This is a genomic window from Pseudomonas sp. BGI-2 (assembly GCF_004310295.1).
In the GTDB taxonomy this organism is placed as follows: Bacteria; Pseudomonadota; Gammaproteobacteria; order Pseudomonadales; family Pseudomonadaceae; genus Aquipseudomonas.
Window position 1 is genome coordinate 64,874 of the sequence record NZ_SISB01000030.1, and the last position, 21,330, is coordinate 86,203.

The window sequence follows — 21,330 nt, forward strand, 5'->3', positions numbered from 1 at the left end:
ATTCAATAAGGAAGTTTTATGAATAACCGTCTGTTGCTCACCGCTCTCTCGCTCGCCCTGAGTACCAGCGCCTGGGCCGACTTCACCGCCACACCCGAAGAAGCCCGGGGCATCGCCAAGGAGGCCTACCTGTATGGTTTCCCGGTGGTAGAGATGTACAAAACCCTCTACACCCAGGCCGTCGACAAAAAGAGTGCAAACTTCAAGGCACCGTTCAACCGGATCGGCAACACCGCGAAGGCTTTCACCGCCAAGGACACCGCATTCGTCACACCGAACGCGGACACGCCCTACTCGTTCGTCTGGATGGACCTGCGCGCCGAACCGGTGGTGCTGACCTTGCCGCCCATCGATGAACACCGTTACTACTCCGTGCAATTGATCGACGCCTATACGCAGAATTTTGCGTACCTGGGCACCCGCAGTACGGGCAACAACGGCGGGCATTTCATGGTCGCAGGCCCCAACTGGCAGGGTCAGCAACCGGTGAACATGGACCGGTTGCTGCGCAGCGAAACCAACATCGCCTACGCCCTGTATCGCACGCAGCTGTTTGATGAAAAGGATCTGGGCAAGGTCAAGGAAATCCAGAAAGGCTACAAGGTCGAGACGCTGAGCCACTACGTCAAACAGAAGGCCCCGCCAAAGGCGCCGAAGATCGCCTGGCCGAAACCCACGCCGGCCATGAGCGATACCCCTGACCTGTTCCGCTACCTGAACTTCATGCTGGCGTTCGCCCCAGCGCAGGACGCGGAAAAGGACCTGCTTGCGCGCTTGAAGAAAATCGGCATCGAGGCTGGCAAGCCTTTCAAACTCCATGAGTTCACTGCCGAACAGCGCCAGGCACTTGAAGACGGCATCAGCGATGCCAAGGCCGAATTCGCACGGTTCAAAAAAGACCAGGTCGATACCCACCAAGTCTCCAGCGGCGACCTCTTCGGCACGCGCGATCACCTCAAGGGCAATTACCTGTACCGCTACGCCGGCGCCAACATGGGAATTTTCGGCAACTCGGCCGAAGAGGCGAATTACATCGGTTATTTCGTCGACAAGGACGGCCAGCCGGTCGACGCCTCGAAACACGATTACACCCTGCATTTCGACAAAGACGCCCTGCCCCCCGCCGATGCGTTCTGGTCGCTGACGATGTATGACGGCAAAAACAAGCTGCTGGTGGCTAACCCGCTGAATCGCTACCTGATCAACTCGCGGATGTTGCCCGACCTCAAGCTCGACGCCGACGGTGGACTGACCCTTTACGTGCAGGACAAGGCACCGGCCAAGGACTTGCAAAGCAACTGGCTGCCAGCACCGAACGGCCCGTTCTATGGGATCTTGCGCCTCTACCTGCCGAAATCGGAAGTCACCAGCGGCCAGTGGAAAATGCCGCTGCTGACTCCCGTCAACTCACAAAAACAGTAAGCGGAGTCAGTCATGGTCAGGCCATTTGTAGCGCGTCCCTTACTGGCCCTGTGCGTGATCGGCGCAAGCCCCTTGGGTTTCGCGGCCGAGGGCGGTGTCGGGCGCCCGATCACCGGGCAACAGGTGTTTTCCAATGCCGGGATCGTGCCGCCGGAACCGGGCTGGGTCATGTCCTTTACCAGCATCTGGTATGACGGCGATCTCAAGGGCAGCAAGGGTGTGCCGATTGTCGGTGAGATCGGTGCCGACCTGGACATGAAAGTCTCCTACACCATGGCCAACTTCACCCATGTCTGGGACACCGGCAAGGGACGCTGGAACTATGCCTCGGCCATCGGCGTGCCGGTGCAATACACCGACATCAACATTTCGATTACCGGTCCGCGTGGGCGGACGCTGGGCACCGGAGATACCGGCACGCAGTTTGCCGACATGCTGATCACGCCGATCGCCGCCGGCTACCACTTCGACGAGGTCAACCACCTCTCGTTTTCCCTGCCGATCTACGTGCCGACCGGCGCCTACAACGACGATCGCCTGGCCAACCCCGGCCAGAACACTTACACCTTCGTGCCCACCGTGGCCTTCACCCATCTGGATGGCAAAGGGGGCGAGTTCACCCTGTCGGGCGGCCTGGAGTTCTATACCGAGAATGACGCCACGGATTATCGCAACGGCAACATTTTCACCCTCGATGCGATGTGGACCCACGGTTTCGGCAACGGCTGGAGCGCCGGTCTGGTCGGCGGTTATGTCCAGCAGGTCACCGACGACAAAGGCCAGACCGCGGACTCGCTGAATGGCTTTCGCGGTCGCTCTGTCGGTGCCGGTCCGGTGATTGGCTGGGCCGGCAAGTTCAACGATGCCCAGGCCAGCGTCAGCGCGCGTTGGGTACCGGAGTTCGACACCAAGAACCGCCCGGAAGGCAACGGTGTGGCCGTTAACCTGACGTTGGCGTTTTTCTGAGGAGTGACCAGGGATGGCGATGGGTTCCAGACTGACTTTATGCAGCGTGTTGTTCAGCGGTTTCGCCTGCGCCAGCGGTGACTTGCCCGCCCTCGGCACGACACCCGCGCATGCGGCAGCCAAAGGTGACCCCGAGACTTGCCATCGGCTGCAACAGGACTTCGACATCGACTTGAAAAAGGTCGTGGCGGCCGGTTGCGATCCGTCCACGGAACAGATTGCCAAGCTGATGGATAACCCAGTGGGCAATCTGGTGCTGCTGTTCAACCAGTTTGACTACACCGCGCTCAAAGGTCCGAACAGCAACGGCACGCGCATGCTGGGCAAATACAGCTTCATGCCGACCTTCCCGATTTCCCTCGGCGAGGACTGGAACCTGATCAACCGCCTGCCCATCAGCTACGTCAGCGCGCCGGTCAATCACCGGGCCGGCAACCTGATCGGTATGGGCCCCAACGACATTTTGAGCGACCGCAGCGATTTCGCTTCGGTGGTGCAGGACCCGTTCGACCGCACCAGTGGTTTTGGCGACCTGGCCTACGTTGGCGTGTTCTCGCCCAAACAACCGATCCGCTTCGCCGGTGGCGGCAAGATGGTCTGGGGATTCGGCCCGACCGCGATGTTTCCCACCGCCGAAGAAGACGTCCTGGGCACCGGCAAGTACTCGCTCGGTCCCGCGTTTGTCGCGGCGTATCTGGGCGAAGACTGGACCCTGGGCCTGTTCCCGCAGCATTGGTGGTCGGTCGGTGGCGACAGTCAGCGCAAGGACGTCAGCCTGACCAACATCCAGTATTTCATCCAGCGCAACATTCCCGGCCCCGAACAATGGCGCGTCGGCATGACGCCTAACGTCACGGTCAACTGGAAGGCCGAAGGCGGCAACAAGGTGACCTTCCCCATCGGTATCGGCGCCGGGCGGATTTTCAACTTCGGCAAGCTGCCGGTACGGATCTCCGGGGAGATTCAGTACTCGGCGATCCACCCGGACGACCTGATCAGCAGCCGCTGGAATTTCCGCTTGTCGTTCATCCCCGTCATTCCGACTTTCATGTTTTGAGCCAGGGATTCTCATGACCGCACTCAATGACCTCAACGCCCTGCAAGCCAGCATCGCCGAAGCGGTGCTCGGCCAGGACCAAGTAATCCGGCAGATTATCCTCGGCTTGCTGGCCAACGGGCATTTGTTGCTCGAAAGCCTGCCGGGGCTGGCCAAGACCCGCACGGTCAAGGCGCTGGCCAAACACCTGGACGCGAAGATGAGCCGTATCCAGTTCACCCCCGACCTGTTGCCGTCGGACATCACCGGCGCCGAGGTCTTGCACCAGATCGATGGCAAGAACGAGATCCAGTTCCAGCCCGGCCCGCTGTTCGGCAACCTGATTCTGGCGGATGAAATCAACCGCGCGCCGGCCAAGGTGCAGGCGGCGTTGCTGGAGGCGATGGAAGAACGCCAGATCACCGTGGCCGGCAATAGCCACGTGCTGCCGGAGCTGTTCATTGTGGTGGCGACGCAAAACCCGATCGAACAGGAAGGCACGTATCCGTTGCCCGAAGCGCAGATGGACCGCTTTCTGATGAAGGTTTTGCTCGATTACCCCAGTGCCGAAAACGAGAGCCAGGTGCTGCGGCTGTTGCGCGAAGAAGAATTTGCGTTGGGCGCCAAGACCGCGGCGGTGCAGGGTTTTGCGCTGTCTCAAGACGTGATCTTCGCGGCGCGTCGAGAAGTCAGCGCCATTCACGTGTCCCCGGCCATCGACCGTTACCTGATCGACCTGATCAACGCCACCCGCCATCCCGCTGACTACGACGCCGATCTGGGCCGCTGGATCGCCATCGGCGCCAGTCCCAGGGGCGGGATCGGCCTGGACCGTTGCGCCCGAGCCGATGCCTGGTTGCAGGGGCAGGATTTCGTCTCGCCCGATAACGTCCGCACGGTGGTGCACCCCGTGCTGCGTCATCGTTTGCAGCTGAGCTATGACGCGGTGGCAGACGGTGTGACGGCTGATCAGGTGCTTGATCGCCTGCTCGACAAAGTGGCGATTCCCGCATGAATGCGGACGGTCTGGTCTATGTCTCTCTGGCGCAGTTGATGGCCCTGGAGTTCAAGGCCCGTGACCTGAGTTTTGTGGCGCGTCAGCCGCAGGGCAGCATTCTAGCCGGCAATCATGCGTCGCGCCTGCGCGGCCGGGGTTTGAACTTTGATGAACTGCGTCGCTATCAGCCGGGGGACGATCTGCGTCATCTGGACTGGCGCGCCTCGCTGCGCACCGGCAAACCGGTGGTGCGCACGTTTACCGAAGAGCGCGACCGCCCGGCCTTGATTCTGGTGGACCAGCGCATGTCGATGTTCTTCGGCTCGCAACGCAGCTTCAAATCGGCCATCGCGGCGGAGCTTGGCGCGCTGGCGGCGTGGATGGTGTTCAACGCCGGGGATCGGGTCGGTGGCCTGGTGTTCAACGATCAACGCATCGACAGCATCGCCCCGCTGCGCAGCCGTAAACGCATCGAAGCCTTGTGCAGCCGGATTGCCGAGCAGAATCAGCAACTCAACGCCGCCAACCCGGACGCCGAAGGCGAAGACCAGCTCGACAAGGTGTTGCAGCATTGCCTGGCAGTGGCCGGGCACGATCATCTGATTTGTATCATCAGCGACTTTGCCGGTGCCGGTGAGCGCACGTTGAAGTTGATGCGCCAATTGGCCGCGCACAACGACGTGGTCGCCATGCAGGTGTACGACCCATTGGCGCTGAACCTGCCAAAGAACGGGCGTTTGCTGATTACCCAGGGCCAGTTGCAGGTGGAACTGGCCGTCGAACAACGCAGCGTTCATCAGCCGTTGGGTGATTTTCTCAGCGGTCGGCTCAAGGATGTCGCCACCCTGCTGCGCCGCAGCCAGGTGCCGCTGATGATGTTCAGCACCGCAACCGATGCCCAGGAACAATTGCGCACCGAACTCGGCAGAGGTCGGCGATGAACCCGAATATCCCAAGTATCGAACAGTTGAAAGAGATCGGTTTGCCGGCGCCGGTCAGTTATGCGCCGCAGACGTGGGGATGGTGGGTGTTGCTCGGGGTGTTGGTGATTGCTGTGTTGCTGGTCGGTGCACGGCGGTATTGGCAATGGCGGCGGGATCGGTATCGGCGGGAGGCGTTGGTGCGTCTTGCTCAATTGCGAGCCAGCAACGATCAACTGCAAGCACTGCGCGAACTCCCGGAATTGCTAAAACGCGTGGCCCTGTCGATTCCCGTCCCTGTAGGAGCGAGGCTTGCCCGCGAACCAGACACCGCGGTCCCACAGAGAGACCGCGTTATCGTTCTTCGCGGGCAAGCCTCGCTCCTACAGAGGGTGGGGGCGCTTGGGGGTGAGGATTGGCAGGCGTTTCTGGCGCAGCACAGTTCGCAGCCGTTGCCCGCCGATTTCAGTCAGCAACTGGCGCAACTGGCCTATGCGCCCGATGCGGCATTGCTGGCCTTGCCCGGCGATAAACGCCAGCAACTGTTCGATACCTGCAAACACTGGTTGGAGCATCATCATGTGGCAGCTTGATTACCCCTGGCTGCTGATCCTTTTGCCGCTGCCGTGGTTGGGCTACCGCTACCTGCCCGATTACCGCGAAGCCCGCAGCGCCGTGCGTGTGCCGTTTTTCGGCGCCATGAGCCGCGCGGTCGGTCAGGCGCCAAGCCAGGCCGGGACCCGCAGCAATCGCTGGCAGCTGGCCCTCAATCTGCTGGTGTGGGCGCTAATGCTGCTGGCCGCCGCGCGCCCGGTGTTCGTCGAAAAACCGATCGAACGCCAGCAACCGGTGCGCGACCTGATGCTGGCCATCGACATTTCCCAATCGATGGAAACCACCGATTTCACCGACGCCAATGGCCAGAAGATCAATCGTCTGGCGGCGGTCAAGGAAGTGGTGCATGGCTTTATCGACAAACGCAAAGAAGATCGCCTGGGCCTGATCGTGTTTGGCAGCGGCGCGTATCCCCAGGCGCCGCTGACGCTGGATCACGCCAGCCTGTCGCTGTTGCTCGACGACACCGGCATCGGCATGGCCGGCCCCAACACGGCGATTGGCGATGCCATTGGCCTGAGCCTGAAGCTGCTCGATCAGGCCCACGAGCAAGAAAAAGTGCTGATCCTGCTCACCGATGGCAATGACACCAGCAGCGCGATCACCCCGGATCACGCGGCGACCATGGCCGCCGCCAAAGGCGTGGTGATTCACACCATCGGCATCGGCGACCCGACCGCGGAGGGCGAAGCCAAGGTCAACCTGCAGGGCTTGCAGCAGATCGCCGACGCCACCGGCGGCCAGTTCTTCCGCGCTGAAGACCGTACTGCGCTGGATCAGGTCTACAGCACGCTCGACAAGCTCACCCCGCATCAGGTGAAAACCCTCAGCCATCAGCCGAAAAAGGACCTGTTCTGGTGGCCGGTTGGGGCCGCAATCGGCGTGCTTGCGCTCTACCATTTGGGCGCCCTGCTCCGTCCGCACCTGACACTCGCGCGTCAGCGGCAGGAGGCTTGAGATGGAGATCAATCTCAGTGACTTCCATTTCCTGCGTCCACTGTGGCTGTTGCTGGTGCCCTTCGCCGCGTTGCTGCCGATGCTTTGGCGGCGCAGCCGCGACCTGCAACGACGCTTGCGCAGCAACATCGCCGAACACCTGTTGCCGCATTTGCTGATCACGCCGCAGGATCAACAGCGCTTTCGGCCGGTGCATCTGGTGTGCGCGGTGTTGATTCTGGGCGCCCTCGCGGCGGCCGGCCCGACCTGGGAACAGGACCGCCCGGACTTCCTGGAAAACCGTGCGCCGCTGATCATCGCCATCGACCTCTCGCCTTCAATGGACGCCAGCGACGTTCCACCGAGCCGGCTGGAAGCGGCCAAACACAAGCTGCACGACCTGATCCAGCGCCGTGCCGGTGCCCGCAGCGGCTTGATCGCCTACGCCGGCAGCGCGCATCTGGTGTTGCCGCCGACCGACGACCCGGCCCTGCTCGACACCTTCATCCAGGCATTGAGCACCGACCTGATCGCCAAACAGGGGAAAAACGTGGGTGCGGTCATCGAACAAGCCAAACGCCTGCTGGTCGCCGAGAAAACTCCAGGGACGCTGTTGTTGATCACTGACGGTGCCGACACTTCACAACTCACCGGATTGGACAAGCAACTCGACGACAGCGCGCTGCAAGTGCTGATACTGGCCGTCGGCAGCGAGGACGGCGGGATCATCCGCGACGCCAATGGCCAGCCGCGCACCGACAACAACGGTCGCCCCGCGCTCGGCAGCTTCGACCAGGGCGCGCTCAAGCAGCTTGCTTCAGCAGTGGATGCGCCGTTGGGCAGCCTGACCCTCAATGACGACGATCTGCAATGGGTCGAGTTGCACGCCCAGCAGCATTTCCAGAGTGCCAGCGATGAACAGCGCGAATTGCACTGGAAAGACGCCGGTTACTGGCTGTGCTGGCCGTTGCTGCTGCTCGCCTTCCTTGGCGTGCGCAAGGGCTGGAGCCTGAACTGGATGGCCGGGTTATTGCTGGCGCTGGGCATCGGCTTTCAACCGGCACCGGCCGAGGCCAACGCGTTGACCGAAGCGTTTTTTACCCCCGACCAGCAAGGTCGCTGGGCCTTCGAACACGAGCACTTCCCACAGGCCGCCGCGCATTTTGTCGACCCGTACTGGAAGGGCATCGCCGCCTACAACGCGGCCGATTTCGACGTGGCGCTGGCCAGTTTTGCGCGACTGGAAACGCCGCAGGCGTACTTCTATCTGGGCAATATTTACGTGCGCCGCTTCAGTTTTGATCAGGCCATTGCGGCGTATCAGCAAGCGTTGAAGTTGCAGCCGCAGTTCCCGGAAGCCACGGCCAATCTGGCGTTGGCGATTGCCTTGCAGAAGGACACTGAAAGCGCCGAACAGAACACGCCCGAGGTCAAACCGGACGAAATAAAAATGGACAAGGCGCCGGGCAAGGGGCAGAGCAAAGCGGTCGAGACCGAGCAGGCGGCTTCGGATGAGCAGTGGTTGCAGAATCTCAGCACTTCGCCGGCGAAGTTCTTGAAGCAGAAATTCAGTTTGCAGGATCAGGTGGGGAACAGACCATGAACCGAGTTGTGGACATCGCCAGCAGGCTGGCTCCCACACTGAATCTGCGCACACCGCAAATCCCCTGTAGGAGTGAGCCTGCTCGCGATGACGTTCGGTCATTCACCACAACTCTCACAGCCTTACTCCTCTGCCTGATCACCACGGCCACTCTCGCCGCAGAACCCGAACTGCGAGTCCAGACCCGCCTGCAACCCGACACCTCTGTCATGGTCGGCGGCATGCTCGAACTGCAACTCGATGTTCTCACCGACAGCTGGTTCACCGACGCCCCCGCCCTGCCCGACCTGAAGTTGCCGGGTGCGCTGGTCTTGCCACCGGACGGGCATGCCGAGCACATCAACCAGACGCTGGATGGCAAGTCCTTCAACGGCATGCGTTACAGCTACCGGATCACGCCGAATCTGGCTCAGGGCTTCGACATCCCCGCGCTGACCGTTCGCGCCACGCCTGGCCAGGCCAGCACCCCCCTGAGCGCCCAAAGCCAGCCACTGCACTTCACCGTGGCACAGCCGCCGGGATTCCAACCCGGTGAACCGGTGCTCGTCGCGCAAGGTCTGCGCTTCACGCAAAAAGTCGTCAACTCGGCAACGCCTCTGAAGGTCGGCGACAGCATCACCCGGCAACTGACCATGCAGGCCGACGATGCCATGGCCATGTCGCTGCCGGCACCGTCAATGGGCGATGTGAACGGTCTGAGCCGTTACCCCAAGAGCCCGCAAATCAGCAACCTGGACGACGGCCGTGGCAACTTCAGCGGCGGCCAACGCATCGACACCGTGACTTACCGCATCGACACCGAAGGTCGTTACAACCTCCCGGCCATCGAGCTGAAATGGTGGGACGCCAGCAGCCGACAAACCCGCACGGCCCACGTCCCGGCCGTGAGCTTCGACGCCGCGGCCAACAGCGCTTACAAACCAGTGTTCTCGATTGCGGAAGACCTGAAAAACCTTGGCCAGCAAAGTCGCGTGCATCTTTCCCGGCACTGGCTCTTGCTGTCTACGCTGCTGTTGGTCGTGGTGCTGTTCGGCTGGTTCGGCCGTCCGTTTGTTCAGCGTGTCTTCCTTGCCGGACAAGCCCGACGCCGCGCACGGCACGCCGCCTGGCTGCAATCCGCTGACTATACCTGGCGGCAAATCCCGGCGCAGATTAATGGCAAACCGGCACAACTGAGCGCCCTTTACCTCTGGGCCAGACGCAGCCGCCGGGGCCTGAAACTGAGCAACCTCGGCCCGCGCCTGCAGGACCTTTTGCGCGCCTGTTACAGCCAGCAACCCACCGAAGATCAAGCACTGCGCCAATTGAAGAAATCCTTGTCTACGCTGCATGGTCAGGCCGAACACAAACCGTCCCTTACGGCTCACGCCTTACGCCCACTCAACCCCGTACACGAGAAGGACTTCCCATGACGAACCCGATATCGATCCGCCAACGCCACGGGCTGAAGCTCTTGTTTGCGCTGGCCTTGAGCATGCCGCTGCTGGCCCTGGCAGCCGAACCCTTGCCATCGTGGAACGACGGGCCATCGAAGAAAACCATCATCGAGTTCGTCCAGGCAGTCACCGATCAGTCCAGCAAGGACTTCGTCAAACCCGAGGACCGCATCGCCGTCTTCGACAATGACGGCACCTTGTGGAGCGAACAGCCGATGTACTTCGAGTTGCTGTTTGCGCTGGATGAGGTCAAGCGCACTGCACCGCAACATCCGGAATGGAAAACCACCCAGCCCTTCAAAGCCGTGCTGGAAAACGATCACCAGGCCCTGGCCGCCACGGGCATGGAAGGCATTATGAAAATCTTCGGGGCTACCCACACCGGCATGACCACCGAAGCTTTCGACGACTACGCCAAAACCTGGCTGAGTCAGGCCAGACATCCCAAAACCGGCAAGCCGTACACCGAGATGATCTTCCAGCCGATGCTGGAAATGCTCGACTACCTGCGCAGTCAGGACTTCAAGACCTACATCGTATCCGGAGGCGACACCGGGTTCATGCGCGCCTTTGCCGAGAAGGTTTACGGCATCGCGCCCGAACAAGTGATCGGCACCACTTTTGTCACCGCGTTCGAGCTCAAGGACGGCAAAGCCTCGATCGTGCGCACGCCAAAACTCGCCCACAACGACGACGGCCCGGGCAAACCGGAAAGCATCGACGCGGTGATCGGGCGCCGGCCGATCCTGGCGTTCGGCAACTCCGATGGCGATCTGCAGATGCTGCAGTGGACCGCCGCAGGTTCGGGCAAACGATTCATGGGGTTGGTGCATCACACCGACGCCAGACGCGAATGGGCCTATGACCGTCAATCGCAGATCGGACGCCTGGACAAGGCCCTGGACGAAGCAAAAACCCGTGGTTGGACTATCGTGGACATGGCGTCCGAGTGGCGCCGGGTCTATCCGTTCGAGGCCGCCACTCCCGAGCAAGTGCAATAAAAAAGCGTAACGCAGGACTGCAATAAACGTTTGTCGCGCTTGAGCGACGCAAGTGAGCAAAGGAGCAAGTCAGATGACTCGCATACGCAAGTGGCTACCGAAACTCGCCTTGGTGGCAGCCTCGGTCATGGCGATTTCGGCAACAGCCGGGGCCGCTGAAAAACCCAACATTCTGGTGATCTTCGGCGATGACATCGGACAGACCAACATCAGTGCCTATTCCATGGGCGTGGTCGGCTACAAGACGCCGAACATCGACCGGATTGCCAAGGAAGGCATGATGTTCACCGACTATTACGCGGAGAACAGCTGCACGGCCGGACGCTCGTCCTTCATTACCGGTCAGACGCCACTGCGCACCGGCCTGTCGAAAGTCGGCGCACCCGGCGCCACGGTCGGCTTGCAAAAACGCGACATCACCATTGCCCAGGCACTCAAGTCCCAGGGCTACGCCACCGGCCAGTTCGGCAAGAACCACCTGGGCGACAAGGACGAATACCTGCCGACCAACCACGGTTTCGACGAGTTCTTCGGCAACCTCTACCACCTCAACGCCGAGGAAGAACCCGAGCGCCCGTACTGGCCCAAGGATGACCCTGAGTTCGTCAAGGCCAACTCCCCGCGCGGGGTGATTCACAGCTTCGCCGATGGCAAGATCGAAGACACCGGCGCGCTGACCACCAAGCGCATGGAAACCATCGACGACGAAACCACCGCTGCCGCGCAAGCGTTCATCGAGAAACAGGCCAAGGCGGACAAACCGTTCTTCGTCTGGATGAACACCACCCGCATGCACTTGTTCACCCACGTGCGCGAATCGATGAAGGGCCAGAGCGGCATGCCCGGCAACGAGTATGCGGACGGCATGGTGGAGCACGACGGCGACGTCGGCAAATTGCTGAAAACCCTCGATGACCTGAAAATCACCGACAACACCATCGTCGTCTACACCACCGACAACGGGCCGAACCAGTTCTCCTGGCCAGACGCGGCGACTACGCCGTTCCGCAATGAGAAGAACTCCAACTGGGAAGGCGCTTATCGGGTGCCGGCGATGATTCGCTGGCCAGGCAAGGTCAAGCCCGGTGAAGTCTCCAACGAGATGTTCTCGGGCATGGACTGGTTCCCGACCCTGCTCGCGGCGGCTGGCGATGCAGAAGTCAAAGACAAGTTGCTCAAAGGCTGGGCGCCCACCTCGGGCGGCAGCAACTTCAAAGTGCACCTGGACGGTTACAACCAACTGCCTTACCTGACCGGCCAACAGCCTAAAGGCGAGCGCAAGGAGTTCTTCTACTTCAACGATGACGGCGTGCTGGTGTCGATGCGTTTCGACAACTGGAAAGCCGTGTTCTGCGAACAGCGGGCACCGGGCGGCTTCAAAGTCTGGAGCGAACCGTTCGTTTGCCTGCGGGTACCCAAAATCTTCAACCTGCGGATGGACCCGTATGAACGCGCCGACATAGTCTCCGATCAGTATTACGACTGGGCCACCAAAAACGTGTACCTGGTCGCGCAAGCGGTGACCAAGTCTGCGCAGTTCCTGCAGACGTTCATCGAGTATCCGCCAAGCCAGAAACCGGCCAGCTTCAGCGTTGACCAGATCCGTGCTGCGGTGGATGCGAAGATCGCGGAAAAAATGAAAAACCAGCCTGCACAGTAAGACCGCTTGACCGCCGCTCGCCTTTATCGGCGAGCGGCCTTATTTTTTAGATCGTTCCCACGCTCTGCGTGGGAATGCAGCCCGTGACGCTCCGCGTCACCTGCCGAAGCGGACGCGGAGCGTCCAATGAGGCATTCCCACGCAGAGCGTGGGAACGATCATCTTCAAGCCACTGCACAAGGCAATCCGCAATGTCCTCACGTGTCGCCAGCAAGTCGTCGGCCCTACCCGCCCCCCATACCGCCACTTCCCCGGCGCTGCTGATCCCCGCGCTGTTGCTGTTCGTCTCCGGCGCCGCCGCGCTGGTGTATCAGGTGCTGTGGATCAAACAGTTGTCGCTGGTGGTCGGCGTCGAGGTGTATGCGATCACCACCGGGATCAGTGCGTTTTTTGCCGGGCTGGCCTTGGGCGGCTTGCTGTTCGGGCGTTGGGCGGATCGCTTGCAGCGGCCGGTGTTGCTGTATGCCGGGCTGGAAGTGTTGGTGGCCGTGCTGGGTGTCGGTGCGACCTTCGCCATGAGCCTCGCCGCCAGCCCGTTCGCCTGGCTGGAACAGCACGTCGGCCTGGCAGCGTGGGTGTTGCCGTTTGTGCTGGTCGGTATTCCGGCGCTGCTGATGGGCGGCACCCTGCCGGTGCTGGTTCGCTCATTGGCCGCTGATCCGCAACAATCGGGCAAGGCTGGCGGCCAACTCTATGCCGCGAACACCGCCGGGGCGATTGCCGGCACTCTGCTCGCCGCGTTCATACTGATCGCCACCCTCGGTGTGCGCGGCAGTGCCCTGGCGGCGGCGATGCTGAACTTGCTGGCTGCAGCGGGTGCGCTGTGGTTTCAACGCCAGCGCCTGGCACCGATCGATACCCCGGTGAAACATCCGGCAGAGAAAGTCCCTGATCGCCTGGCACTGTGGCTGTATTCCATCGCCGGCGGTGTGGCGCTGGGTTACGAAGTGGTCTGGTCACAGTCCATCGTGCAATTCATGAGCACCCGCACCTATGCCTTTGCCGTGGTGCTGGCGACGTACCTTACCGGGCTGTTCCTCGGCAGCGCATTGCTGGCCCGCCGGGTTGATCGCATTCGCGATCCATGGGGTGTGTTCGGCTTGTTGATTGCCGGTGCCGGCCTGATTGCACTGCTGGAAGTCGCTTTTCTCGGGCGCTGGCTGGTGTTTTTGCAATCCCAGGCCGAAACCCTTGCGCTGGCCATGGGTGGCAGCGAATTACTGGGCATGAGCGCACGGTTTGTCGTGGCGGCCCTGAGCATCGTGTTCGTGCCGACCCTGCTGCTGGGCGCCGCTTTTCCGCTGGCCTTGCGCTTGAGCGTCGGCCGTGAGCGAGTCGGTTGAGATGTCGGCGCCGTGGTTGCGTTCAACACCTTGGGCGGGATTATCGGCGTGATGCTCTGCGGATTCCTGCTGATCCCATTGCTTGGGTTGGTGCGCACCTTGGGCCTGTTGGCGATTGTCGCCGCCGGGATTGGCTATTGCGCGGTGCGCAAGGGTCATCACGTCAAGAAAGGCCGGCGTCAGGCCGTGATTGCCATCGGCCTGTTGTCGATTGTGGTGGCCGTATTTACCCCAGTGAGCAAACTCGCCAACCTGCTGCCCGGTGCTCGCAACGGTACGCTGGCGTTCTACGAAGAAGGACGCGGCGGGACCGTGGCCGTGGTCACTCAGGGCAAGGGACAAAAGATGTTCCAGCGTCTATATATCCAGGGCGTTTCCAACACCGGTGACGCCATGCCATCGCTGCGCTACATGCGCATCCAGGCCTTGTTGCCGCTGCTGATCCATAACGGCGAACCACGCTCGGCGCTGGTCATCGGTTTTGGCACGGGCATCACCGCTGGCGCCCTGACCCGATATCCAGGGCTTGAACATCGCGTCGTCGCGGAATTGCTGCCTTCGGTGGTAAAAGCCGCGCCATTGTTCAAGGGCAACTTCAATGCCGCTGCCGATCCGGCCGTCGACGTCCGCCTGCGTGATGGTCGCCAGGAACTGCTGCGCAGCGCGCAGCTTTACGACCTGATCACCCTCGAACCGCCACCGCCCTCCGCTGCCGGCGTGGTAAATCTGTATTCGCGCGACTTCTACCAGTTGGCCGCCAGCCGTCTTGAGAAAAAAGGCCTGGTCGCCCAATGGCTGCCGTTGCCGACCCAGAACATCGACGATTCGCGCTCGTTGGTGCGCAGTTTCCTCGATGTCTTCCCCTACGCGACGCTGTGGACCAGCGAATTCCACGAAATGCTGCTGGTGGGCTCGATGGAGCCGATTGAACTGGATGTCGGGAAAATCAGCCAACGCTTCCAGCAGGACACCGTACGCAGCACTCTGCAGGACGTCGGCATCGGCTCGGCCGCCGCCTTGCTGGCAACCTGGGTGACCGATCGCGCCGGGCTGGAGCGTTTCGCCGCCGATGCACTGCCTGTGACCGACGATCAACCGCGCATCGAATACGCGCCGTGGGTGCGCGCCAAGGAAATCAGTCGCGTGTTGCCCGCCCTGCTCGACTTGCGTCAGCCACCGCCGCTGTTGAATGCCGACGCAGGGTTTATCGAGCGCATGAACGTCCATCAGCAGCGGCTGATGCAGTTCTACCGCGCAAGCTTGCACGCCTATGACGGTGACCGGGACGCCTGGGCCAGGGACATCCGCGAAGTAATGCGCGGCGACGGCGGCAATCCGTATTACCGCTGGTTTGTCGGCGACTGAAGGTAAGACCTGGGGACTTTTCGACGCGAAACAGGTAGGGTGCGCACAATCAAACTGCCACCATCCCCCCGGTTTCATGGAGTTGTCGCGTCGCGGGTTTTCATGGAGTTGCACACGCAATGAGTTGCTGGACCATCCTTGGCCTCCCGGCCGATGCCGATACGCGCAGTATCAAACGCCAATACGCAACCCTGCTCAAACAGACGCGCCCGGATGAAGACCCCGAGGGGTTTCAGCGTCTGCGTGAGGCATATGAACACGCGCTGAGCATCAAAGAATGGGAGCATTTGCGCGAGGAGAACTCGGGCGACGATACCTCGTGGGACCTGACCGGGCTGTCGGTCGTTGAAGTCGACACGCTGCAACTGGTCACCCGTTCACTGGACGGTGTCAGCCGTGTCGAGCTCGAACGACGTCATGCCATCGCCGTTGAGCATGGCGCGGTCGATGTGATGGAAGATGCGGTGCTCAGGCATTGCGTCGAACACTTCGAGACGTCTGAACCACTGCTCGAATGGGCGATGGAAACGTTTCACTGGTTCAGTCTCTGGCAGCGACTGGAACTGGACGAAGAGCTGATCGAACAATTGTTGCAGCAGCGCCAGCACTTGGCGGAGCGCCGTGAAGCGCCGATTTTTCTGGCCCGGCAACTGCTGCTGGCCACGCAACCTGCCGCGACGCCGGAGCATCGCGCCGCCCACTTGCTGCTGGCACCAGGCACGTTCAGTCAGCGCCGCGCCCTCGCCCGACGTTTGCGCGAAGACGATTGGGTGCAATGCCGCAAGCTGAGTTCTGCGTTGTACGCCAACCACCCGGACATCTGCGCAGACCTGCCGGGCGGCACACCGTTCTTTTGGCGTGACTGGGAATACAGCTACGACAGTTGGCCGATGTACCTGGGGATTGTCCTCGCCTGTCTGGTCGGCTCCTTTATTCAATTCGCGCCGTTGGGCACGCGTCTGGGCGGATTGATCGGCGTCGCTGTGTTCTGGTCAGTGATATTCGCGGTCGCCGGTTGGGTACTCGACTGGCTGACGGGGCACGTCGCCCATCGCTTTTGGTTGCTGGACGATCGATTGAGTGTGCGCCTTTCGCCCTCGCTCATGCCCCTGTCGTTTGGAGTGCTACGCGACTTGATTCCCTGCATTGCGATGGCGGTGGGCATTGGCAAAGTGTACGGCGTGGTCGGCAGCATCGTTTACATCACCACACTGACGGGTGTCGGACTGATACGCCGCCGGGAGGTCAACCCGCACGTTTCCTGGCAACACGCCAGCCCCTTGCTCAAACACTGCCTGATGGGCGCGGGCATTTTGGTGCTGGTATTAATACTCGGCGTGTTCAAAGTGATCTCAAGCCAAGGTACGGTCAACCGCAACCAAGGCCTGCAACAGTGGACCGAACGCTTGTGCAGCCGCATGCCGGTCACCGCCAGCGAATGCACCGCACCGGCCACCGTTGAGCAGTGGTACGGCCAGGAGAAACAGCCATGAACCCGAAATGGCTGTTCCCGGTGGCGACCATTGTGATGCTGATCCTGATGGGGCTGGCCGGCTCTTCGAGATTAGTCGCCCGCATCGACTTGTGGCTGGATCAACACGACGCACCGCTCACCGCGCAGGCCAATGCCCTGAGCCCGGTGATCGACTGCATCAACCGGGTCGACGTGCATTGGCGGGTGGCTTACGAACTGTACAAATCGCCGAAGCAACCTGCGGAACCGGTGCGAGACTGGATCGCCAACCAGCATGATTTCGACGACAACGGTGCCAGTGATGCGCCCGGCATCCAAAGGGATATCTGTTCGCCGAAAATCAGCGAAAAACTCAAACTGCTGGAATACGACCCACCGCAGGTGTTGAAAGCCGATGCCTACGCGCAGGCATTACAGCAAGTGACGCCCCTTACGCAGCAAATCACCTTTTACCGACAGGCGCGTTTTTCGACCGCCATCAGTGAGGTGCTGCCCGCCTTTGCCGATCAATTCAGAGCCAGGGCCGAGGACTACCTCACGGCGTCAACAGTGCTGAGACAGCACGTTGAATCGCTGGACCTTGAACAACGGCGGGCACAACTCAATCTGATCGAAGCACGTCTGGGCAAGGACATTCACTGGTATTTGCTGGCTTACATGATCCAGGCCAGAGACACGCTGAACCTTGTCACCGAGGGCGTGAAAAATCGAACCCTGACGCCGCAGGCACTGGCGAAAACCACCGCTGAACTGCAATTGGCCTGGGATTACCGGCAGCAGTTCAGCCAACGTCAATTGCCGGAAACGCAAAAACGCAACGAAGTACCCGATTATCTCTGGTCGCACATTGCCAGGCCGACGCAGAAGTATCTGGATGCCTTGAATGCTCTGCACAAGGACTGGCAGAACAAGGCTGAACCACAGCGATTGAGTGATGACTTTTATGCGGTGACGCGTGGGTATGATTCGCTGATCAGTCATTACAACCGGTTGGCCCGGGTTGAGTATTGAGAGATGTGTTGTTTTTGAGGCCGCCTTCGCGGGCAAGCCTCGCTCCTACAGGATCAGGTCGTTCATAATATTGACGAACGACTCAATACCGTAGGAGCGAGGCTTGCCCGCGAAGAGGCCATCAGCCTTACTGCATCACTTGGATTTAAGCTTCAGATACGACTGATGCAAATCCGACGCCCAGCCATCGATCACGCCTTTCACGTCATCAGCCTTCATCACCTGAGACTCATTTTCCAGCGGCTTGCCGGCGCCCTTGCGCACGACCTGGGCTAAAACGTGATTGTCGCCGCCATCGAGGAACACCGCTTCGGTGGCCAGATCGGTCTCCTGGTCGCGAATACCGCTGGCCGTGCTGACCGCCGCGGCCACCAGCGCAATCGGGATCACCTCATAAGGCTTCAGCCCTTCTGTCTTGCTACTGACTGCCGTAATCGCGGCACGCACCACAATCACGCCCGGGCCGGGACCTGCGGCCAGAGGCAAGGATTTACCAATTTCACGCTTCAGCGCTTGGTCGTAGTAACCGGTGATGCCGTTGAGGGTGGCCTGGGGGATTTTCACAGTCGGTTGCGGCTTGGGAAAGAGCTGGGTCGGCTCAATGTAGACACTGGTGTATTTACGGGTGTCGAGCTTGGGATCGATCCAGCGCATCACCGTCGCGCCCGATGGCGACTTGGCTTCCTTGAGCTGGCTGTAGTCCTTGAGGAAGCCTGAATACTGGTCCGGCTCAACGACCTTGCTGGCACACCCCACCACCCCGAGCGAGGCAATGCACAACGTGCCCATCATTAACGCTAGCTTCATGCTGTAACTCCTGTCAGAAGGCCGACAACGGTATTGCATACGGGAATTACAGTTATAGCCAACACACGGCGTTTTGTTATCAAAAAGCACAATATTCATCTCGGGCAGCGGCTTCGCCCGTCGCGCCATTTGACAGACGCGGATCATCCGGCAAAGCTGCACCGAGCTTGAACGCGCGCCTGACGGCAAACGCACCTGGACTACGGAAGTCGCAATGCCGAACCATAAAAATAAAGCAGCAACCCCAAACCCTGATTCGCCACCGCCCCTGATTCACCGTTACCTGTTTCCCGTCACCATCGGCGTATTGCTGGTGGCCGTGGCGGCGATTGGCTGGTTTCTGTTCAGCAGCACGCCAGCGCCGCTCAAAACCGTGCCCGTCAGCACTCCGACCGTTCACCCGGCCAAACCGCAACCGGTCGCCGTGGCATCGGCGAAGATGGTTGACGAGCAACAATGCCAGGGCTGCCACAGCGAACAGATGAAGGACTGGCAAGGCTCCCATCACCAACTGGCGATGCAGGAAGCCAACGCCGAGACCATGCTGGGCGACTTCAACAACGTCACGTTCAAGGCGGAAAACGAAACCACGCGTTTCTCGCGCAAGGACGACGGGTTCTGGGTCAACACCCCCGGTATTGACGGCAAGAATGCCGACTTCAGAGTGGCCTACACCTTTGGCATCGCGCCGTTGCAGCAATACCTGATCGAGGTCGGTGAAGGTCGTTTGCAAGCGCTGGGCGTGGCCTGGGATACCGAGAAAAACCGCTGGTTCCACCTCTATCCGGGCCAAGGGGCGAACTTCAAGAACCCGCTGCACTGGAGCAAGCCGAGCCAGAACGCCAACTTCATGTGCGTCGAGTGCCACACCACCGGCTACAAGCGCAATTTCGCTGCGGCAAAAAACACCTTCGACAGTCAATGGAACAGCCTCGGTGTCGGTTGTCAGGCCTGCCACGGTCCCGCGTCCAATCATCTGGAATGGACGGCGAAAAAAGGCGATCTGATCCATGCCGGTTTTGCAGTCGACCTCAAGGACAAGGACACCACCGTCGAAATCGAAACCTGTGCCCGCTGCCATTCACGCCGCGCACCGCTGGACGACGGCTTCACCGTTGGCAAGCGCTTGATGGACGATTACCTGCCGAGCCCCTTGACCCGCGAGTTGTATGCGCTGGACGGCAAGATCAAGGATGAAGTGTTCGAGCACGGCTCCTTCGCCCAAAGCAAAATGTTCGACAAGGGCGTGCGTTGCAGCAACTGCCACAACCCCCATAGCACCGAACTCAAGGCCCCGGGCAACGGCGTTTGCCTGCAATGCCACAACACCGCCGGCAAGACCTCGGTGGCAGGCGTCGACGGCAAGGGTTTGCAAGCGAAAAATTACGATTCCATCGAACACACCCGCCACACCATCGGCCAGCCGGGCTCCCAATGCGTGGATTGCCACATGCCCGGCAAGTTCTACATGGGCAACGACTTCCGGCATGACCACAGCTTCAGCATTCCCAACCCGCAGCGGGCGAAAAAGCTTGGCATACCGGACGCCTGCCTGACCTGTCACCAGGGCAAGGCCGGCGACAAGATCACCGAGCAATTCAAGCTGTGGAACACCGCCACTCCCTTGCAGGCGCCTCGCTATGACGAAAGCCTGTGGCTGATCCGCAACGGCCAGCCCGGCGCCGCGCAAGCCTTGTACGAGCAGCTGCAGCGCAGCAACCTGCCGGCGATCCAGCGTGCAACCTTGCTGGCAGAGTTGCCGCTGTACCCGAGCGAGCAGTCCTTGAAACTTGCAACCAAAGACCTGAGCCACCCGGCACCGCAAGTGCGTGAAAGCGCGGTGCGGGCGATCAGCGCGTTCCTGCCGCCACCGGAGCGTGCGCCGCTGCTGACGCCGTTGCTGGGTGATCCGGTGAAGGCTGTGCGGATCGTTGCGGCCCGGGATCTGCTGAGCGTGGCCCGCAATGGATTGGGCAACGCCCAGGCGAACTGGAATGCGGCGATTGCCGAGTACGAAGCGGTGCAAATGAGCCTGGCCGAGCGCGCCGAGGCCAACCTCAACCTGGCGATGCTCTATCAGGCCAGCGGGCGCAACGGCGAGGTCGAATCTTTGCTGCGCACCGCCCTCAAGCGTGATCCGGAGTTCTACCCGGCGCTGGTGACACTGGTGCAATGGCTGGAAGCCAATGGACGCGGTCCAGAGGCGCAGACGCTGTTGGCGCAGGGCCTGAAAGAACACCCGGACGCCGCCCTGTTGCAACACACCCACGGTTTGTCGCTGGTGCGTGCGGGCAAATCAGCCCAAGCCATGCAGGCCCTGCGCAAAGCCGCGCAACTGGAACCGCAGAATGCCCAATACGGCTACGTGCTGGCCGTGGCATTGCATGACAGCGGCAAAGTCGATGAGGCTTGCGAAGAGCTGGAGCGCTTGTTGAAAGTGCAGCCGGCCAATCGCAATGCGCGGTTGTCGCTGATCCAGTACTACCTGGATAACGGACAGGAACCGAAAGCGCAGGTGCTGTTGCAAGGCTGGAAGAAAATGAACATGGGCGATCCGGCGTTGAAATGATAGGGGTCTGATCAAATGGCCCCTTCGCCGGCAAGCCACGCTCCTTGTATGTTGACCCTGATTCCAACGAGAGAGGTTACGCTTAAGGATTCATACAACAGCAAGTGCGTTTCTGGGGGAGGCCGATCGCTCCTGAAGGCAGGATTTGCTCCTGACCTTGTCTGTAGAG

15 protein-coding genes and 1 pseudogene are annotated in these 21,330 nt (G+C 60.9%); 15 read left to right on the forward strand and 1 reads right to left on the reverse strand.

Annotated elements, in window-relative coordinates:
• The first annotated feature begins 18 nt into the window (after positions 1-18).
• From EYC95_RS20090 to EYC95_RS20155, 14 genes and pseudogenes are all read left to right on the forward strand, one after another.
• A complete protein-coding gene (locus EYC95_RS20090) occupies positions 19-1,422 on the forward strand; it encodes a DUF1254 domain-containing protein (RefSeq protein WP_131061915.1) in 1,404 nt (467 codons plus the stop codon).
• A gap of 12 nt (positions 1,423-1,434) precedes the next feature.
• Positions 1,435-2,388 (forward strand): transporter, encoded by a 954-nt coding sequence (locus EYC95_RS20095; protein WP_131061916.1) that lies wholly within the window; start codon positions 1,435-1,437, stop codon positions 2,386-2,388.
• A 19-nt stretch (positions 2,389-2,407) separates the two neighbouring features.
• The gene (locus tag EYC95_RS20100) at positions 2,408-3,445 is read left to right on the forward strand and encodes a hypothetical protein (RefSeq protein ID WP_371928428.1); all 1,038 of its coding nucleotides are present in this window, start codon (positions 2,408-2,410) and stop codon (positions 3,443-3,445) included.
• 13 nt (positions 3,446-3,458) lie between these two features.
• The gene (locus EYC95_RS20105) at positions 3,459-4,439 is read left to right on the forward strand and encodes a MoxR family ATPase (protein ID WP_131061918.1); all 981 of its coding nucleotides are present in this window, start codon (positions 3,459-3,461) and stop codon (positions 4,437-4,439) included.
• A complete protein-coding gene (locus tag EYC95_RS20110) occupies positions 4,436-5,362 on the forward strand; it encodes a DUF58 domain-containing protein (protein WP_131061919.1) in 927 nt (308 codons plus the stop codon). The genes EYC95_RS20105 and EYC95_RS20110 overlap by 4 nt, the downstream gene beginning before the upstream one ends.
• The gene (locus EYC95_RS20115) at positions 5,359-5,934 is read left to right on the forward strand and encodes a DUF4381 domain-containing protein (protein WP_131061920.1); all 576 of its coding nucleotides are present in this window, start codon (positions 5,359-5,361) and stop codon (positions 5,932-5,934) included. Before EYC95_RS20110 ends, EYC95_RS20115 begins: the two co-directional genes overlap by 4 nt.
• The gene (locus EYC95_RS20120; RefSeq protein ID WP_131061921.1) at positions 5,921-6,913 is read left to right on the forward strand and encodes a VWA domain-containing protein; all 993 of its coding nucleotides are present in this window, start codon (positions 5,921-5,923) and stop codon (positions 6,911-6,913) included. Before EYC95_RS20115 ends, EYC95_RS20120 begins: the two co-directional genes overlap by 14 nt.
• A 1-nt stretch (position 6,914) precedes the next feature.
• Positions 6,915-8,495: a VWA domain-containing protein gene (locus tag EYC95_RS20125; RefSeq protein WP_131061922.1), complete on the forward strand. Its 1,581-nt coding sequence runs from the start codon at positions 6,915-6,917 to the stop codon at positions 8,493-8,495.
• Positions 8,492-9,907, forward strand: a complete 1,416-nt coding sequence (locus EYC95_RS20130) for a BatD family protein (protein ID WP_131061923.1) — start codon at positions 8,492-8,494, stop codon at positions 9,905-9,907. The genes EYC95_RS20125 and EYC95_RS20130 overlap by 4 nt, the downstream gene beginning before the upstream one ends.
• A complete protein-coding gene (locus EYC95_RS20135) occupies positions 9,904-10,932 on the forward strand; it encodes an HAD family phosphatase (RefSeq protein WP_131061924.1) in 1,029 nt (342 codons plus the stop codon). The genes EYC95_RS20130 and EYC95_RS20135 overlap by 4 nt, the downstream gene beginning before the upstream one ends.
• 73 nt (positions 10,933-11,005) lie before the next feature.
• Positions 11,006-12,592, forward strand: coding sequence for an arylsulfatase (locus EYC95_RS20140; protein ID WP_131061925.1), 1,587 nt, complete (start codon positions 11,006-11,008; stop codon positions 12,590-12,592).
• 191 nt (positions 12,593-12,783) lie between these two features.
• Positions 12,784-15,300, forward strand: a pseudogene (locus EYC95_RS20145) (fused MFS/spermidine synthase).
• 119 nt (positions 15,301-15,419) lie between these two features.
• A complete protein-coding gene (locus tag EYC95_RS20150; protein ID WP_131061926.1) occupies positions 15,420-16,793 on the forward strand; it encodes a J domain-containing protein in 1,374 nt (457 codons plus the stop codon).
• Complete coding sequence (locus tag EYC95_RS20155; protein WP_131061927.1) at positions 16,790-17,785, forward strand: DUF3829 domain-containing protein; 996 nt, start codon at positions 16,790-16,792, stop codon at positions 17,783-17,785. Before EYC95_RS20150 ends, EYC95_RS20155 begins: the two co-directional genes overlap by 4 nt.
• A 135-nt stretch (positions 17,786-17,920) precedes the next feature.
• On the opposite strand, the gene EYC95_RS20160 is transcribed toward EYC95_RS20155, so the two are convergent.
• Positions 17,921-18,592: a DUF3313 domain-containing protein gene (locus EYC95_RS20160; protein WP_131061928.1), complete on the reverse strand. Its 672-nt coding sequence runs from the start codon at positions 18,590-18,592 to the stop codon at positions 17,921-17,923.
• A gap of 214 nt (positions 18,593-18,806) precedes the next feature.
• Between EYC95_RS20160 and EYC95_RS20165 the strand changes: the two genes are divergently transcribed.
• A complete protein-coding gene (locus EYC95_RS20165) occupies positions 18,807-21,161 on the forward strand; it encodes a tetratricopeptide repeat protein (protein WP_131061929.1) in 2,355 nt (784 codons plus the stop codon).
• The last annotated feature ends 169 nt before the right edge of the window (positions 21,162-21,330 follow it).

Coding starts and splice junctions, on each gene's coding strand:
- EYC95_RS20095 (WP_131061916.1), top strand. CDS start 1,435: ATGGTCAGGCCATTTGTAGCGCGTCCCTTACTGGCCCTGTGCGTGATC.
- EYC95_RS20110 (WP_131061919.1), top strand. CDS start 4,436: ATGAATGCGGACGGTCTGGTCTATGTCTCTCTGGCGCAGTTGATGGCC.
- EYC95_RS20130 (WP_131061923.1), top strand. CDS start 8,492: ATGAACCGAGTTGTGGACATCGCCAGCAGGCTGGCTCCCACACTGAAT.
- EYC95_RS20100 (WP_371928428.1), top strand. CDS start 2,408: ATGGGTTCCAGACTGACTTTATGCAGCGTGTTGTTCAGCGGTTTCGCC.
- EYC95_RS20135 (WP_131061924.1), top strand. CDS start 9,904: ATGACGAACCCGATATCGATCCGCCAACGCCACGGGCTGAAGCTCTTG.
- EYC95_RS20115 (WP_131061920.1), top strand. CDS start 5,359: ATGAACCCGAATATCCCAAGTATCGAACAGTTGAAAGAGATCGGTTTG.
- EYC95_RS20120 (WP_131061921.1), top strand. CDS start 5,921: ATGTGGCAGCTTGATTACCCCTGGCTGCTGATCCTTTTGCCGCTGCCG.
- EYC95_RS20140 (WP_131061925.1), top strand. CDS start 11,006: ATGACTCGCATACGCAAGTGGCTACCGAAACTCGCCTTGGTGGCAGCC.
- EYC95_RS20160 (WP_131061928.1), bottom strand. CDS start 18,592: ATGAAGCTAGCGTTAATGATGGGCACGTTGTGCATTGCCTCGCTCGGG.
- EYC95_RS20150 (WP_131061926.1), top strand. CDS start 15,420: ATGAGTTGCTGGACCATCCTTGGCCTCCCGGCCGATGCCGATACGCGC.
- EYC95_RS20090 (WP_131061915.1), top strand. CDS start 19: ATGAATAACCGTCTGTTGCTCACCGCTCTCTCGCTCGCCCTGAGTACC.
- EYC95_RS20125 (WP_131061922.1), top strand. CDS start 6,915: ATGGAGATCAATCTCAGTGACTTCCATTTCCTGCGTCCACTGTGGCTG.
- EYC95_RS20165 (WP_131061929.1), top strand. CDS start 18,807: ATGCCGAACCATAAAAATAAAGCAGCAACCCCAAACCCTGATTCGCCA.
- EYC95_RS20155 (WP_131061927.1), top strand. CDS start 16,790: ATGAACCCGAAATGGCTGTTCCCGGTGGCGACCATTGTGATGCTGATC.
- EYC95_RS20105 (WP_131061918.1), top strand. CDS start 3,459: ATGACCGCACTCAATGACCTCAACGCCCTGCAAGCCAGCATCGCCGAA.